Below are 15207 nucleotides of genomic sequence, written 5' to 3' on the forward strand. Positions count from 1 at the left end.
TACCAGTGTATGTCATGGATAAAAGGCCCTGACGTGATAACCGGACGCTTTCAGCTTGGGCAATTCAAAATACAGTGTGATGTTTTTTTCTGAGACTGGTGAGAAACCTTTTGCTATCTCAGTTGGCTCGCTCAGATAGTCTTTCGGAGCGAAGGCTTTCTGTAACACTGGTTTATCTTTCGCGTCATTCAGTACTAACTCAACCATTGGCCATGATTGCACGGTATTACTGCGGTTCTGCAACTGCATCACCAGCGAAAACGTATTCTTTTCCGGTGACAGTGTCTGTAATTCATTTGACTCTATCGTGATGTAGTCAATTTGTGCCGGAAGTGAAATCTGGCAATGCAGAATGCGGCAGGCTTGTTCCAGTACGGCACGAGTTTCCGGGTAAGCTGCTGCGATCTGATTTCTGAAGACATAGCCAGATTGTACTATCAGTGCCGGCAGCAAAATCAGGCTCAGCAAGATCATGACTATGCTATACAGTCGCCCGCGTTTCTCTGCTTTTTCTGCCTGCAAGACAAATTCAGGCTTATCGTCTTCGCTGACACCTGTACCGGTATCGCTGACGGAGTCTTCTGCTGCCGTTGCCAGTTGTTCTAATGCCGCTTCTGTTTCGGCAATCGCAACATCATCCGTAGTATCTGGCAGATATGGTTCCTGAATCGTATCCACCACAATCGTGGTCGGTACGGGCTCCGCTGGTTCATCTGCGTCCGGTTCTGAGATTTGTCCGGCACCGGTGGTGCTGACTTCATCCGCCACTGACCAGTCTATGCTGGGTTCTTCCAGCATTGCTGCTTTTGCTTCCAGTTGGATTTGAGCCGAGACTGTTTCCGGGGGAGTGGCTGTTATTTCAGCAAAAGGATCATCTTCACCAAAGAAAAAATCCAGTGACGCGGATGATTCCGGCGCTGGTGTTGGCGCTGGTACCGGTGTTGGCGCAGGCGAAGGAACAACCGGCTCTTCCGGTATGCGCGTCGTTGTGGCTGCCAGAACCGCTTCCAGGTCTTCCGGCAATTCATTCGTTTTTTCGCGAATCTCAATATCGTCAACGACTGCCTGCGCTACCGGTGTTTTTGCAGCTGGAGGAAATGCTGCTTTCTTTAACGCCGCTTCATCGATGATGATCTCAACCGGACCTGGGGTAACGACAGATTCAGGCTGAATAGTCATTTTTTCGGCAGGTATTTCTGCCGCTACTTCAGCTTGCTGTCCTTGAGACTGAACTTGAGGCTGTGCTTGCGCCGTCGCGCTGTTTGCGGCGACGTCGGGCTTAGGTTGAACCGGTTTTGTTAATTCATGCGGCGGTACCAGATGTTCAACGCCATTAAACGTCTGCTGGCAAGAGCCGCAACGTACCAGCCCCGCGTGCAGCTTCAGCTGGTCATTCGCCACGCGGAAGATGGTCAGGCAGTGAGGGCAGCGTGTGGCGAGAGCCATGACAGATTAACCTGGCAATTGTCCTGAGAGCGCGACCCAGCCTTCGTGCTCTGCCCAGACGCTGAGTTGTATGAACGGAGCATAAGCGGCCGCCACTTCTTCTGCCTGACGTGCGAGCACGCCGGACAACACCAGTGAGCCGCCTGCTGCAACGCGTCCCGCCAGCATCGGTGCCATCAGTTTCAACGGGCTGGAGAGAATATTCGCCACGACGACATTGAATTTTTCAGTTGATGGATGTTCGGTGCCAAATTTTTCTGGCAGCGCAAATTCGATGTTGCAATGATTACGTTCAGCATTGAAATTCGCAGATTCTATCGCTTGCGGATCGATGTCAACGCCGATGACTTTGCCAGCACCGAGTTTGCTTGCAACCATCGCCAGAATGCCCGAGCCGCAGCCGTAATCAAGCACCGTCAGGTTTGCCGGTGCATGTGCTTCCAGCCATTCCATGCACAGTCGTGTTGTCGGATGGCTGCCAGTACCGAATGCCAGCCCAGGATCGAGTTCCAGTATCAGTGCATTGGCATCCGGCGCATCATGCCAGCTAGGGACGACCCAGATATTTTTGCCGATATGAATCGGTGCAAACTGGGATTGCGTCAAGCGCACCCAGTCTTGTTCTTCCACTGAGCGAGTGGTGTAGGACGGTGTCGAAGGTAGTCCGATGGATTGCGCTGCGGCGGCAACTATCGCAGCATGATCACTGTCGGTATCGGTGAGTGCGACCACACGGCTGCGATCCCATGCGGCTTCTTCAGGCTCCATACCCGGTTCGCCAAACAATGGTTTTTCGTCCGCAGTGCCTTCGTCTGCATCTTCGACAGAAACCGACAATGCGCCAGTATCCATCAACGCGTCTGATAATGCTTCCGCATGTTCACGTGCCACTTCGATAACAACTTCTATCCAACCCATATTGCTCTTTCTAAAAGATCTTGCGCCATTTTCATAACGCAAGATCCGTGGTGATGATTATTGATTTTTCTTTGCCAGATCCGGCATATCTGCCAGTTTATGTTCGAGGTAATGAATATTGGTGCCACCCTCGATAAAGCGCGCATCAATCATCAACTCACGATGCAGGGCAATATTGGTCTGTATGCCTTCCACCACCATTTCCGACAGCGCAATCTGCATACGGCGGATCGCTTGTTCGCGTGTTTCGCCGTAAGAAATGACTTTGCCTATCATCGAATCATAATAAGGCGGCACGAAGTAGCCTGCATACGCGTGAGAATCAACACGGATACCAGGGCCACCCGGCGCGTGCCAGGATGTGATGCGACCTGGTGATGGTGTGAATTTAAATGGATCTTCTGCATTGATACGGCACTCGATCGCATGGCCTTTGAGCGTGATATCGCTTTGTTTGAAGCGCAACTTCTCATTGAATGCAATGCGGATTTGTTCCTGCACAATATCCACGCCGGTAATCATTTCGGTTACCGGATGTTCAACCTGCACACGGGTATTCATTTCGATGAAATAAAACTCGCCGTTTTCGTACAAAAATTCAAATGTACCAGCGCCACGGTAGCCTATCTTGCGGCAGGCTGCAGCGCAACGGTCGCCGATTTTTTCGATAATCTTGCGTGGAATGCCAGGTGCAGGCGCTTCTTCTATCACTTTCTGATGGCGGCGCTGCATAGAGCAATCGCGCTCACCCAGCCAGACCGCGTTACCATGTTGATCGGCCAGAATCTGGATTTCCACGTGGCGTGGATTTTCCAGGAATTTTTCCATATACACTTCAGGATTGCCGAATGCAGCACCAGCTTCGGTTTTCGTCATTGCCACTGCATTGATCAACGCGGCTTCTGTGTGGACAACGCGCATACCGCGTCCGCCACCGCCGCCTGCTGCTTTGATGATGACTGGATAACCCACTTTACGGGCCGTCTGCACAATCGCTTTCGGATCATCAGGCAAGGCGCCTTCTGAACCCGGAACGCAGGGAACGCCCGCTTCTATCATCGCGTGCTTGGCCGATACTTTATCGCCCATCAGACGGATGGATTCGGCACGTGGGCCGATGAAAACAAAACCGGATTGCTCGACGCGTTCAGCAAAATCGGCATTCTCTGACAAGAAGCCATAACCCGGATGGATTGCCTGCGCATCAGTCACTTCAGCGGCACTGATAATCGCTGGCATGCTGAGGTAACTTAAATTGGAAGCGGCAGGACCGATACAAACAGATTCATCGGCGAGTTTGACGTATTTTGCTTCGCGGTCGGCTTCGGAATGCACGACCACGGTTTTAATGCCCATCTCGCGGCAGGCGCGCTGAATACGGAGCGCGATTTCACCACGGTTGGCGATAAGAATTTTTTCAAACATGATTTAACTTTGCTGTGGCAATGGTTGCTGCTATGAGTGCAGTGACATCTGGCACGTTGCCGGAATTAGCCAATGACGAACAGAGGCTGGCCGAATTCAACTGGTTGGCCGTTTTCCACCAGTATTTGCTTGATCGTGCCTTCAAAGTCACTTTCGATTTCGTTCAGCAATTTCATTGCTTCGATGATGCACAGCGTATCGCCTTTGGAGACGCTTTTGCCGATATCTGCAAAAGGTGCGGCGCCAGGAGCGGATGAGCGGTAGAAAGTACCGACCATCGGGGATTTCACGATATTGCCTTCCGGTACCACCGGTGCCGCTGCGACGACTGGCGCGGCAGCAACTGGCGCTGCACTTGGTGCCATCTGTTGCTGTTGTGGCTGCTGCATCATGACCACTTGATTCTGAGGTAATGCCGAAGATTTAACGATACGGACTTTGCCTTCACCTTCTGTGACTTCGAGTTCGGCGATATCCGATTCTGCAACGAGGTCAATCAGGGTTTTGAGTTTTCTTAAATCCATGTGGAATCCCCTAGAAAAAAGTAGTTCTGAATTAATGAGAGCGCGCAATATAGAACGTTTCTGACGTTCCTGCAATGCCGGAAAAAAAGTGATTGTACATTAAATTAAACGAAAATATTCGTTAAATGCACGAAGAAGAGCGAAATTAGATATTTTTTAGAGAAAAATCAATAGCCAGTCGATAACCGTCGGTACCAAGGCCGCAAATCACTCCTTTGGCGATGGCGGACAGAAAAGAATGGTGACGGAAGCTCTCGCGCTGATGAATATTCGAGATGTGAATTTCGACGAAAGGAATGGCAACGCCTGCCAGCGCATCCCTCAGGGCAACGCTGGTATGGGTCAGTCCACCGGGATTAATGACAATCGCATCGACTTTTTCAGCGCGCGCGGCGTGTATTCTGTCGATCAGCGCACCTTCGTGATTGCTTTGAAAGCTGATCAGTTCAGCGCCAGCGGCGGCGGCTTGTGCCTGTGCCGCGGATTCGATGTCGGCAAGCGTGGTCGAGCCATAAACGGCAGGCTCGCGGGTGCCGAGTAAATTCAGATTGGGGCCATTCAGCAGCAATAGTTTGCGCGCCATAGTCACATTCAATTTGACGAAGATGGCCGCATTTTGCCGCTAATGACAGCAAATTGGCAAGGAAAAATCAACTTACTTGGCCTTTTCCGCAGAAAATTTGGCGATATCGGCGCGCAGCTCATTCATCTTCAGGCGACCCAGATAGCTTTTCAGCACCTTGCCATCAGCGGAAATCAGCACCGTAAATGGCAGGCCGCCCGCTTTATTTCCGAGTTGGCGCGATAATTCGCTGCCATCGAGTCCAGCCACATACAGCGGGTAGCTGACGTTCAGTTTTTTTGCGAATTCGCTGATATTGGTGGGGCTGTCTATGCCAAGGCCAAGAATTTGTACCGGTTTGCCTTTCAATTCCTGCTGCAACTCCGATAATTCCGGCATTTCCTGTACGCAGGGGGCGCACCAGGTTGCCCAGAAATTCACCACCAGCAGGCGTTGATTCCATTGTGCTAAGGATTGTTGCTTGCCATTGCTGTCTGGCAAAGTCTTTGCCATTAATTGTTTGACGGCATCGCCTTGCGGTGTTTCGGGCGCTGTCATCAGATTTCCGGCGTAAATGCCCAGCGCGCCGAATAATGTGCCGCAAAGCAGGGCGATGGAGATAAATCGTTTATTCATATCAGGTCTTTCTTTCCGACAGATTGGTCCGCAGTTTCCTGCATCAGTGCTTTTAATGCCTGCAAATTGGCGCGTTCCAGGCTCTTGCCGCCACCGTTACGGATCGCATCATGGTCATGCAAGACGAGGTGTACGCCTTCATTTTCATGCAGGAAACTCAGGGTTTCTACGCTTTCATTGCGATTATTGAAATGCTCTGAGACTTCAAACTGAATATCCCTGTTCAGCAGATAAATAGCGACGTCTTTGGTATTGTCTGTATATAAATGCAGATAGATGTCGGTATGGTTGCCCGCCGTTCCATTCAGTACCGCGCCCACCAGATACGGATGAAAGCGCGCCAGCTCTTCCATCAGTCCGGCAGCGAGTTGTCTTAAATGGAGCAGCCTTTGCGGCTGCGTGTCGCCAAAGAAGAGTTCATTGTATTCACGGACTTCCTGCTCGATCTGCGCATTGTCTGGCAGCACATCGCCCTTGATTTTGCGGTTCCCCAATAACTGTTTGGCAGCCTTGCGCTTGGCGGTCGCATAGTCTGCGCCGTCTTCAGCGATCATGCGTGCCGCCAGCATGGCGATTTCAGCCCGCAGGGCTTCGGCTTCGTTGGGAGTGTGAATCATCATGGCGGCATCATAACCTAACATCTGCGCCTTTGTGCATAGGGAAACACGGGCGCAGTCAGGTAGAATTGCGGGATTCTGAAATTTAGTTAAATTATGCACATTCATATCTTAGGTATTTGCGGCACGTTCATGGGCGGGCTGGCTGTGCTGGCAAAGGAAGCCGGACACACCGTAACGGGCTGTGATGCCAACGTTTATCCACCGATGAGCACACAGTTGGAAGCGCAGGGCATTACGCTCACGCAGGGCTTCGGTGCCGAGCAAATCGCGCTGGAGCCGGATTTGTACGTGGTTGGTAACGTCGTGTCGCGCGGCAATCCTTTGATGGAAGAAATTCTGAATCGCGGCTTGCCCTATGTTTCCGGCCCGCAATGGATGGGCGATCATATCCTGCGCCATAAGTGGGTACTCGCGGTAGCTGGCACGCACGGCAAAACCACGACCTCGGCAATGCTGACCTGGATACTCGAATATGCCGGTTACGCGCCGGGTTTTCTGATCGGTGGCGTGCCACTGAATTTCGGCATTTCCGCGCGTTTGCAAGGCAATCATGCTTCAGATTTTTTCGTGATTGAGGCCGATGAATACGATACCGCGTTCTTTGATAAGCGCAGCAAGTTCGTGCATTACCACGCCAAGACGGCGATTCTGAATAATCTTGAATACGACCACGCCGATATTTTCCCTGATGTCGGCGCGATAGAAACGCAATTCCACCATTTGGTGCGCACTGTTCCCGGTGTCGGACGTCTGATTGTCAATGGCCAGAATGCGTCTCTGCAACGCGTGCTGCAGCGCGGTTGCTGGAGCGAGAAAGAGTTTTTCGGCAGCGAACAGGAATGGCGCATCGTCTTGAAAGACGGTGAAGATTTCGACGTCTTTTTCAATGATGAATGTCAGGGTACGGTGCAATGGCAACTGAATGGCGAACATAATCGTCAGAATGCCCTGGCTGCGATTGCTGCCGCCCGCCATGTCGGTGTGAAGCCTGAGATTGCCATTGAAGCGCTGGCGCAGTTTGTGAATGTCAAACGACGCATGGAAGTGCGCGGCGTCGAAAACGGCATTACCGTGATCGATGATTTCGCCCATCATCCGACCGCAGTGGCGACGACGGTCGCCGGATTGCGCCGCAAAGTGGGCGACGCCCGCATTCTGGCTGTGCTCGAACCCCGTTCGAATACCATGAAACTCGGCACCATGAAACAAGCGCTGCCCGGCAGTCTGGCAGAAGCTGATCTGGTATTTGGTTTCGGTGCGCATGAAGGCAAAGATGCGCTCGGCTGGGATCTAGCAGAAACGCTGGCACCGCTGGGTGACAAGCTGGCGACTTTTTCCGTGATCCCCGAGTTGGTTGAAGCGATCGTCCGTCAGGCGCGGCCCGGTGATTATGTGCTGATCATGAGTAATGGTGGCTTCGGCGGTGTGCATCAAAAATTACTCGATGCGCTCAAAGCCCGCGCGCAGGCTGAGGTTGCCGCAGCATGATTCTCTACCTGCATGGTTTTCGTTCCTCACCGCAGTCTTACAAAGCGCGGATGATGCAGCAACATATGCAGGCACTGGGACGCGCGCATGAATTTTTTTGCCCTGCATTATCGCCATCACCGGCGGAAGCAATCGCGCAGGCGGAAGCCATCATTGCCAAAGCTGATCCGGCGCAACGCGCAAAATTGACAGTGATAGGTTCGTCGTTAGGCGGTTTCTATGCGACCTGGCTGGCGGAAAAATATGCTTGTAAAGCCGTGCTGCTGAATCCGGCTGTCAAACCGCCACGCGATCTGGAAAGTTATGTCGGTGTGACGACGTATTATCACAGCGACCAAGTGTTTGAGTTCAAAGCGGAATACGTCGCGCAATTGCGGGCATTGGCAGTCGAAAAAATTACCCGGCCTGAACGTTATTTTTTGCTGGCGGCGACCGGCGATGAAGTACTCGACTGGCGTGAAATGCTTGCGCATTATCCGGGAGCAAAACAGAAAATTATCGAAGGCAGCGATCACGGCATTGCGGAGTTCGCTGATTACCTCGGTCTGGTCATGGCTTTTTGTGATGATGAGGTCTGACGGTGCGTGATTCTGGCGCAAGCGCTCTGATTCCTGCATTCCGCCATGCGACGCTGGCGCACTGGGTTGAGCATGTCAACACCATCGACCGGCGGCCGGCGATGCAGGATTGGCTGACCAACCGCGATTCGCTGACGGCCAGACTGACCGCACGTTGTACGCAATTCCGGGTGCAGCGTTTGTCGCAGCACAAGGCGTTGTGTCTGCCGGATGAGTACGCTGTGATCGGATTACCGCAACGGAGTCAGGTGCATGTGCGCGAAGTGATACTGCGCTGCGATGGCGAAGCAATGATTTACGGCCATACCGTGGTGCCGCTGAGTGCAACGGCAACGCAATGGCCTTTGTTTCAGGGGTTGGGAGAGCGTTCTTTAGGCAGCACCTTGTTTAATGATCCGCAGGTGGTGCGCGGCACATTATCGTATGCTCGCTTGCATCAGACGCATCCGCTGATGCGTCGCATCGTGCGGGTATTGCCGCGGCTGTCGGCAGAACGCAGTCTGACGGCGCGACGTTCCCTATTCTGGCGTAAAGGTGCCTGCCTGCTGGTGACTGAGGTGTTTTTGCCCGCAGTGCTGACATTGCCGCACAAGTTGCCGGAAACAGTGCGCAAACTGCGCTGAAGCGTGAAGCGGGAAACGGGGAAAAACCGGAAAAATATACTGGGGGGAGTATTTTAAAAAGCCTTTTAAATACAAAGACATTAGGCTGAAAATACAAGATACTCCCCCCGATTGATAAAAATACAGACGTAAAAATGAAGAAAAGAAGTCTTGCATGAATTTATTTTTTGAAGAATCGGGCGATTTTAAAGCGGGCAGCATGATGTCGCAGGCAGGCGAGGCCTATCAGGTCGAACTGGCGAGCGGTAAACGCAGCAAAATCAAAGCCAAGGATGTGTTGTTGCAATTTGCTGCACCTGATCCGGTCACGCTGATTGAACAGGCACGCGCAGCCGCGGCAGATATTGATCTCGAATTTTTATGGGAAGTCGCCGGTCAGGAAGAATTCGGCTTTGCTGAACTCGGCGCTGAATATTTCGGCCATGCACCGCAGCCAGTGGAAGCCGCCAGCCTGATTTTTGCATTGCATTCCGCGCCAGTGTATTTCTACAAAAAAGGTCGTGGCCGTTACAAGGCTGCGCCGGAAGCATCGCTGAAAGCCGCACTCGCCGGTATCGAAAAGAAAAAACAGCAATTGCTGATACAAGCTGGCTACGTGGATGAGCTGAAGCAGCATCGTTTGCCGGAAGCGATGAAACCACTCGCTTTGCAACTCTTGTTCAAACCGGATAAAAACACCATCGAATACAAAGCGCTGGCAGAAGCCTGCGATGCGCTGCAAATGTCGGCCTCACGCCTGATGCTGGCGACCGGCGGCATCCGCAGTCCGAAAGAGCTGCATCTGGCGAAATTTTATTTCGAGCATTTCCCCAAAGGTCTGGGTTTTCCGGCGATTACGATACCGGCCTTACCAACCGATTTACCGGTCGCCGATGTGCAGGCATTTTCTATCGATGACGTGACGACGACTGAAATTGACGATGCGTTTTCCGTCGTTGATCTGGGTGACGGCAAGTTGCGCGTCGGTATCCACATTGCCGCACCGGCCTTAGGCGTGGCACGCGGCGACGCGATTGATCAGCTGGCGCGGGCGCGTATGTCCACCGTGTATATGCCGGGCGACAAAATCACCATGTTGCCAGATGAGCTGGTCGACACCTACACGCTTGGTGCCGGGCAAACCCGGCCTGCTTTGTCGTTGTACGCGACGCTGGATACCGCCGACTGGTCCGTCATCGGTACGGAAACTAAAGTCGAAGCGGTGCCTATGGCGTCGAATTTGCGGCATAACGATCTCGATGCGCTGGTGACCGAAGAAAATCTGGCGAACGATGCGGGTGACTATCCGCATAAAGCCGAGATTGCGCAGATCTGGAAATGGGCGCTGGTGCTGGAACAGGGACGTATGGCGAAGCGTGAAAGTTTCGGCATGAAGCCGGAACAAACCAATCGCGTCGATTTCAATTTTTATGTCGAAGACGATGTCGTCAGCATTGTCCGTCGCAAACGCGGCGCGCCGCTCGACAAGATGGTCGCGGAGCTGATGATTTTCGCCAACAGCACCTGGGGTAAATTGATGGCGGATCACGGCATCCCCGGCATTTATCGCGCGCAGGGCGTGGCGGGCGGTCGTGGTCAGGGCGGCTGGGCTGGCCGCATGCAAGTCCGTATGCTGACGCACGCGGCACCGCATCAGGGCTTGGGCGTGGATCAGTATGCATGGAGTACATCACCATTGCGCCGTTACACGGATTTGGTGAACCAGTGGCAGATCATCGCTTGCGTACAACACGGTGTGACTGCGCCGCTGGTGGCACCGTTCAAACCGAAAGATGCCGATTTGTTTGCGATCGTTTCCGGCTTTGATGCAGCGTATTCTGCGTACAACGATTTCCAGACCAATATGGAACGTTACTGGTGCCTGCGTTGGCTGGAGCAGGAACAGGCGCGTCAGGTCGATGCGGTGGTGTTGAAAGACGAGATTCTGCGTCTGGTTGAGATTCCGCTGGTGATCCGCTTGCCAGGCATGCCGCAGACTGCCCGTGGCGCGCAAGTCCGACTCGATATTTTACGCTGGGATGAAGTCGATCTCAGCGTTGAGGCACGCATACTCGAAGTGCTGGGAACCGTCACAGAGATCGGTGAAGATGAAGTGCTCGAAGCTGAAATGGATGCCGAACTTGAAAATGCACTGGAAAATGCGGTCGATGCATTGCCGGATGATGGTAGCGCTGCAACCGGCAATCAGGAAGCCGTGTCAGATGCAGACAGTAGTAGCAACAACAGCAGTGATAGTGACAACATTCAGCCACAAGCCGAGTAATGAATAGCGCGACAGAAAAGACAGATAGCATGCCCATGAAATCCGTGTTTGATAATTTGATACTCACGATTGCGGTTACCATTTCCGTGGTCGTTCATGCGGCATTGCTGCTGGTTCATTTCGTCGCACCCAAGCCTGCAGAAACGCAGGCCGCAGACCCCGGGCTGGAAGTGATACTGGTCAATTCCAAACATGACCGCAAGCCGTTGAAAGCGGATGCGCTGGCACAAGCCGATCTTGACGGTGGTGGCGCCCATGACAGCGGTCGCAGTAAATCGCCGTTGCCGGATATGAACAGAAGCGAAGATGGCGACAATATCCGTACCGCCACCAAACGCATAGAAGAGCTGGAACAGCAGCAACAGCAATTGCTTGATCAGGCTAAACGTAAAGAAAATTTCCGCTTGCCGCAGCAAGAAAAACGTCGCCTCGATGACAGCCGTACACCGAATAAAGGCAGCGACGATCTCGATACCAGCAAAGCGTTAGCCCGGATGGCTGCAGAGATTTCGCAGACCATTGAAGATCAGAATAAACGTCCGCGTAAAACCTTCATCACGCCAAGTACGCAAAAAGTTGGCTATGCAATGTATTACAAAGAGCTGCAAAAACGCATAGAAGATTTCGGCACCCTGAATTTCCCACAAAAGGATGGGAAGAAACTCTATGGCGAATTAATAGTGTATATCCCGATTTTTCAGGATGGCACCATTTATGAAAAAGAAGGCGGCCCGCGCATAGAAAAATCGTCTGGCAATAAAGCGCTCGATAAAGCCGCGTTGCGTATCGTGCGCAGTGCGGCACCGTTTGGCAAGTTTCCGCAAAACATGCGCTCGGACGATAAAGACGATTTATGGGTGGTCATCACCCGCTTCAAATTCACGCGCGATCAGCAGTTAGAAACAGAATTGCGTGGAGGTAAAAAATGACGCAGACCGCAACACCAGATCACTATGTCGTGATCGGCAATCCTGTTGCGCACAGCAAGTCGCCGTATATCCACGCAGCATTTGCAGCGCAGACTGCACAGGCGCTGGAATATCAGCGTTTGCAGGCACCATTGGATGGCTTTGCCGCCAGTGTGCAGACGTTCCGGCAGCAGGGTGGCAAAGGTGCGAATGTAACCGTGCCATTCAAGCTGGACGCCTGCGCATTGGCAACTGAATTGACGACCCGTGCCGCTGCCGCAGGTGCCGTCAATACTTTGCGCTTTGACGGCGATAAAATTCTTGGCGACAACACGGACGGCATCGGACTGGTGACCGACATCGTGCGTAATGCGGGCGTATCTCTGCAGGGCAAGCGCGTTCTCTTGCTCGGTGCAGGTGGCGCGGCCCGCGGTAGCTTATTGCCTATACTTGAGCAATTGCCGGCAGAACTGGTGATCGCCAACCGCACCTTATCGAAGGCGCAGGAGCTGCAGCAACTGGCACAACAATATTTGCCTCAGATTCCGGTTTCCTCCCAGACTTTTACCGATGTTGACGGTCGTTTTGATGTGATCATCAATGCGACTTCTGCCAGTTTGCATGACGATGTGCCGCCACTGGCGGGCAGCTTGTTTGATACCGGAACGCTGGCTTACGATCTGATGTATGGCGCGCAGCCAACGGCATTTTTGCGTTTTGCGGCGATACACGGCGCGCAATGTCGCGATGGTCTTGGCATGTTGGTAGAGCAGGCGGCGGAAGCTTTTTTTATCTGGCGCGGAGTGCGGCCGGACACATTAACGGTGCTGGCTGATTTGCGACAAGCATTGAATGCCACTGCGGAGGCGTAATGAAATTATTCCGCAGGTTACTGCTCTGGCTGGTTGCGGTGCCGCTGCTGCTGGTGATTTTGCTGCAAGCGTATTTTCTGTTGCAGATTTGCTGGTGGATTAATTTCAATCCTTCTTCCACCAGTTTCATGCGCCAGCAACTCAGCGTGTTGCAGGAAAAAAATCCGGATGCGCAGTTACAGCATAAATGGGTGCCGTATAACCGCATTTCCACGCATCTGAAACGCGCGGTGATTGCCTCGGAAGATGATACTTTTGTGGATCATGAAGGTGTCGATTGGGAAGCCATGCAAAAGGCCTACGAAAAGAATCAGAAAAAGGGCAAGGTGGTTTCCGGTGGTTCCACGATCACACAGCAACTCGCAAAAAATTTGTTCTTATCGGGTCAGCGTAGTTATCTGCGCAAAGGACAGGAGCTGGTCATTACTTACATGCTCGAAGCCTGCATGAGTAAGCGCCGGATATTAGAGATTTATCTGAATTCGGTCGAGTGGGGCATTGGTGTATTTGGTGCCGAAGCAGCAGCCCAGCATTATTACCGCACCAGTGCGGCCAACCTGGGGCCAGCACAAGCGGCGCGGTTAGCGGTGATGCTGCCGAAGCCCCGCTACTTTGATAAAAATCAGGGGTCCGGATACTTACAGAGAAGGACTGAATTAATTTTAAAACGTATGAATTACGCGGAGGTGCCATGAATTTACAACGACAACGCGGCCTGAGCCTGATCTGGGTTTCTGTTTTATTTATGTTACTGGGCTTAGTATCGATGGGCTTTTTATACACGATACGTTACGGACATTTACCGATGCAGGATGTCTGGTCGAAATGGGGAAAGTCGGCGAATGTGATTGGTAATGAATTGAAAAATGTGACGGGCATACAGGAACTCAGTCTGCCGGGGCAAAATAGCAGCGGTGTCCGCCAGGCAGCCACGGTTGAATCTGGCGTGCGTCGTTGTACCATTGATGGCAAAACCGTATATTCAGATACCGCCTGTCTTGACAGTAATCCGACCAGTACAAATATCAAGCTCAATGATGCTAAGGGATTCGTGAAACCTCCGCCTCCGGTTGAGGAAGCGTCCGCCAGTAATGCTGAGCAAGACTTGCGATTGAAAGCATTGGAAAAAGCCTTGCAAAAGGCACAGCGCTGACAGTCGCAGCGCAAATGTAGCGCGCATGTTTTTATTGTTTGCGAGCTGTTCGCAGGATGTACGCGAACGAAAAAATTTTAAGTCAGGCCGGGTCTTGCAGTAATTTTCCGCAACTGTGGTGATCAGTGCACTGCCCGCCCGGCCCCATCCTTAGCAGGTTTTACCGGAATTGCCCATGATTAATGTTTTCGTTTTACACAATGGACGGCTGAGTCAGATTAATATCGAAAATCGTGCCGATCTCGAAAATACCTTGCCGGTGTGGGTCGATCTGACAGACCCGAATGAAGAAGAGCGCGAGTGGGTCAAAAGTATCTACGGCGTGACTTTGCCGGGCGAAGACGAAGTTAAGGACATTGAAGCGTCTGCGCGTTATTACGAAGCTGATAGCGGTGATCTGCATTTACGCACCGATTTTTTGATCGATGAAAACGAAGACGATGAACCAGCACGCACGGTGACAGTCGCGTTTATTCTGGCGCGCGATATTCTCTTTTCTGTACACAATACCGATTTGCCGGTGTTCCGTCTGGTCCGCATGCGTGCCCGTTCACGCCCCGGTTCTATTAACGATTACAAAGATGTGCTGCTGGATTTGTATGCGACCGATGCGGAGTATTCTGCGGATGCGCTGGAAGGTATTTATCAGAATCTGGAAGATGTCAGCCGCGCTGTGCTGCAAAAAGATTTCAGCGATCAGGACGCCGCTGCGGCGCTGAATTCGATCGCACAAGAGGAAGATCTGAATGGACGTATCCGCCGCAATATGATGGATACGCGCCGTGCCGTCAGTTTTCTGATGCGCGGCCGGTTGCTGAATGCAGATCAGTTTGAGGAAGCGCGTCAGATTTTGCGCGATATCGAATCTCTCGATGGTCACACCTCATTTCTGTTCGATAAAATCAACTTCCTGATGGATGCCACAGTTGGTTTCATCAATATCAATCAGAATAAGATTATCAAGATATTCTCGGTCGCCAGTGTGGCTTTCCTGCCGCCGACGCTGATTGCCAGTATTTACGGCATGAACTTCAAAGGCTGGTTTCCGGAACTGGACTGGGAGCTTGGCTATCCATTCGCTCTGCTGCTGATGCTGGCATCAGCGATCACACCGTTCTGGTATTTCCGTCGTCGCGGCTGGTTAAAATAAAAGCTGTGGGATAGCAGCGCAGCTCTATCTTTTGAACGGCT

General features: G+C 52.3%; 16 protein-coding genes. 9 read left to right on the forward strand and 7 right to left on the reverse strand.

Annotated elements, in window-relative coordinates; all coding sequences use genetic code 11:
• Window positions 1-12 precede the first annotated feature (12 nt).
• The 7 genes from Undi14_RS03660 to Undi14_RS03690 all read right to left on the reverse strand — a co-directional run bounded on the left by Undi14_RS03660 (window position 13) and on the right by Undi14_RS03690 (window position 6131).
• The gene (locus Undi14_RS03660) at window positions 13-1446 is read right to left on the reverse strand and encodes a DUF3426 domain-containing protein (protein WP_200177937.1); all 1434 of its coding nucleotides are present in this window, start codon (window positions 1444-1446) and stop codon (window positions 13-15) included.
• A gap of 6 nt (window positions 1447-1452) precedes the next feature.
• On the reverse strand, window positions 1453-2364 hold the full coding sequence (gene prmA, locus Undi14_RS03665; RefSeq protein WP_200177938.1) for a 50S ribosomal protein L11 methyltransferase: 912 nt from the start codon (window positions 2362-2364) through the stop codon (window positions 1453-1455).
• A gap of 57 nt (window positions 2365-2421) precedes the next feature.
• Window positions 2422-3789: an acetyl-CoA carboxylase biotin carboxylase subunit gene (accC, locus tag Undi14_RS03670; protein ID WP_186884815.1), complete on the reverse strand. Its 1368-nt coding sequence runs from the start codon at window positions 3787-3789 to the stop codon at window positions 2422-2424.
• A 65-nt stretch (window positions 3790-3854) separates the two neighbouring features.
• Window positions 3855-4313 (reverse strand): acetyl-CoA carboxylase biotin carboxyl carrier protein, encoded by a 459-nt coding sequence (gene accB, locus Undi14_RS03675; protein WP_186884816.1) that lies wholly within the window; start codon window positions 4311-4313, stop codon window positions 3855-3857.
• 145 nt (window positions 4314-4458) lie between these two features.
• Window positions 4459-4896, reverse strand: a complete 438-nt coding sequence (gene aroQ, locus Undi14_RS03680) for a type II 3-dehydroquinate dehydratase (RefSeq protein WP_186884817.1) — start codon at window positions 4894-4896, stop codon at window positions 4459-4461.
• 72 nt (window positions 4897-4968) lie between these two features.
• Window positions 4969-5511, reverse strand: a complete 543-nt coding sequence (locus Undi14_RS03685) for a TlpA disulfide reductase family protein (RefSeq protein WP_200177939.1) — start codon at window positions 5509-5511, stop codon at window positions 4969-4971.
• Window positions 5508-6131 (reverse strand): hypothetical protein, encoded by a 624-nt coding sequence (locus tag Undi14_RS03690; protein ID WP_200177940.1) that lies wholly within the window; start codon window positions 6129-6131, stop codon window positions 5508-5510. Before Undi14_RS03690 ends, Undi14_RS03685 begins: the two co-directional genes overlap by 4 nt.
• Before the next feature lie 93 nt (window positions 6132-6224).
• Here Undi14_RS03690 and mpl point away from each other — a divergent pair, with 93 nt between their 5' ends.
• The 9 genes from mpl to corA all read left to right on the forward strand — a co-directional run bounded on the left by mpl (window position 6225) and on the right by corA (window position 15166).
• The gene (gene mpl, locus Undi14_RS03695; protein ID WP_200177941.1) at window positions 6225-7619 is read left to right on the forward strand and encodes a UDP-N-acetylmuramate:L-alanyl-gamma-D-glutamyl-meso-diaminopimelate ligase; all 1395 of its coding nucleotides are present in this window, start codon (window positions 6225-6227) and stop codon (window positions 7617-7619) included.
• The gene (locus Undi14_RS03700) at window positions 7616-8197 is read left to right on the forward strand and encodes a YqiA/YcfP family alpha/beta fold hydrolase (RefSeq protein ID WP_200177942.1); all 582 of its coding nucleotides are present in this window, start codon (window positions 7616-7618) and stop codon (window positions 8195-8197) included. Before mpl ends, Undi14_RS03700 begins: the two co-directional genes overlap by 4 nt.
• A gap of 2 nt (window positions 8198-8199) precedes the next feature.
• The gene (locus Undi14_RS03705; protein WP_370589876.1) at window positions 8200-8820 is read left to right on the forward strand and encodes a chorismate lyase; all 621 of its coding nucleotides are present in this window, start codon (window positions 8200-8202) and stop codon (window positions 8818-8820) included.
• Window positions 8821-8974: 154 nt separating this feature from the next.
• Entirely contained in the window at window positions 8975-11083 is a 2109-nt protein-coding gene (locus Undi14_RS03710) for a ribonuclease catalytic domain-containing protein (RefSeq protein WP_200177943.1), read from the forward strand.
• Between the two features lie 35 nt (window positions 11084-11118).
• Window positions 11119-12012: a TonB family protein gene (locus Undi14_RS03715; protein WP_200178223.1), complete on the forward strand. Its 894-nt coding sequence runs from the start codon at window positions 11119-11121 to the stop codon at window positions 12010-12012.
• Window positions 12009-12863, forward strand: a complete 855-nt coding sequence (aroE, locus tag Undi14_RS03720; RefSeq protein ID WP_200177944.1) for a shikimate dehydrogenase — start codon at window positions 12009-12011, stop codon at window positions 12861-12863. The genes Undi14_RS03715 and aroE overlap by 4 nt, the downstream gene beginning before the upstream one ends.
• Window positions 12863-13558: a monofunctional biosynthetic peptidoglycan transglycosylase gene (gene mtgA / locus Undi14_RS03725; protein ID WP_200177945.1), complete on the forward strand. Its 696-nt coding sequence runs from the start codon at window positions 12863-12865 to the stop codon at window positions 13556-13558. The genes aroE and mtgA overlap by 1 nt, the downstream gene beginning before the upstream one ends.
• Complete coding sequence (locus tag Undi14_RS03730; RefSeq protein ID WP_200177946.1) at window positions 13555-14016, forward strand: hypothetical protein; 462 nt, start codon at window positions 13555-13557, stop codon at window positions 14014-14016. Before mtgA ends, Undi14_RS03730 begins: the two co-directional genes overlap by 4 nt.
• A 175-nt stretch (window positions 14017-14191) precedes the next feature.
• On the forward strand, window positions 14192-15166 hold the full coding sequence (gene corA, locus Undi14_RS03735) for a magnesium/cobalt transporter CorA (RefSeq protein WP_186884826.1): 975 nt from the start codon (window positions 14192-14194) through the stop codon (window positions 15164-15166).
• The last annotated feature ends 41 nt before the right edge of the window (window positions 15167-15207 follow it).

Source organism: Undibacterium sp. 14-3-2 (genome assembly GCF_016595265.1).
Taxonomy (GTDB): Bacteria; Pseudomonadota; Gammaproteobacteria; order Burkholderiales; family Burkholderiaceae_D; genus Undibacterium; species Undibacterium aquatile.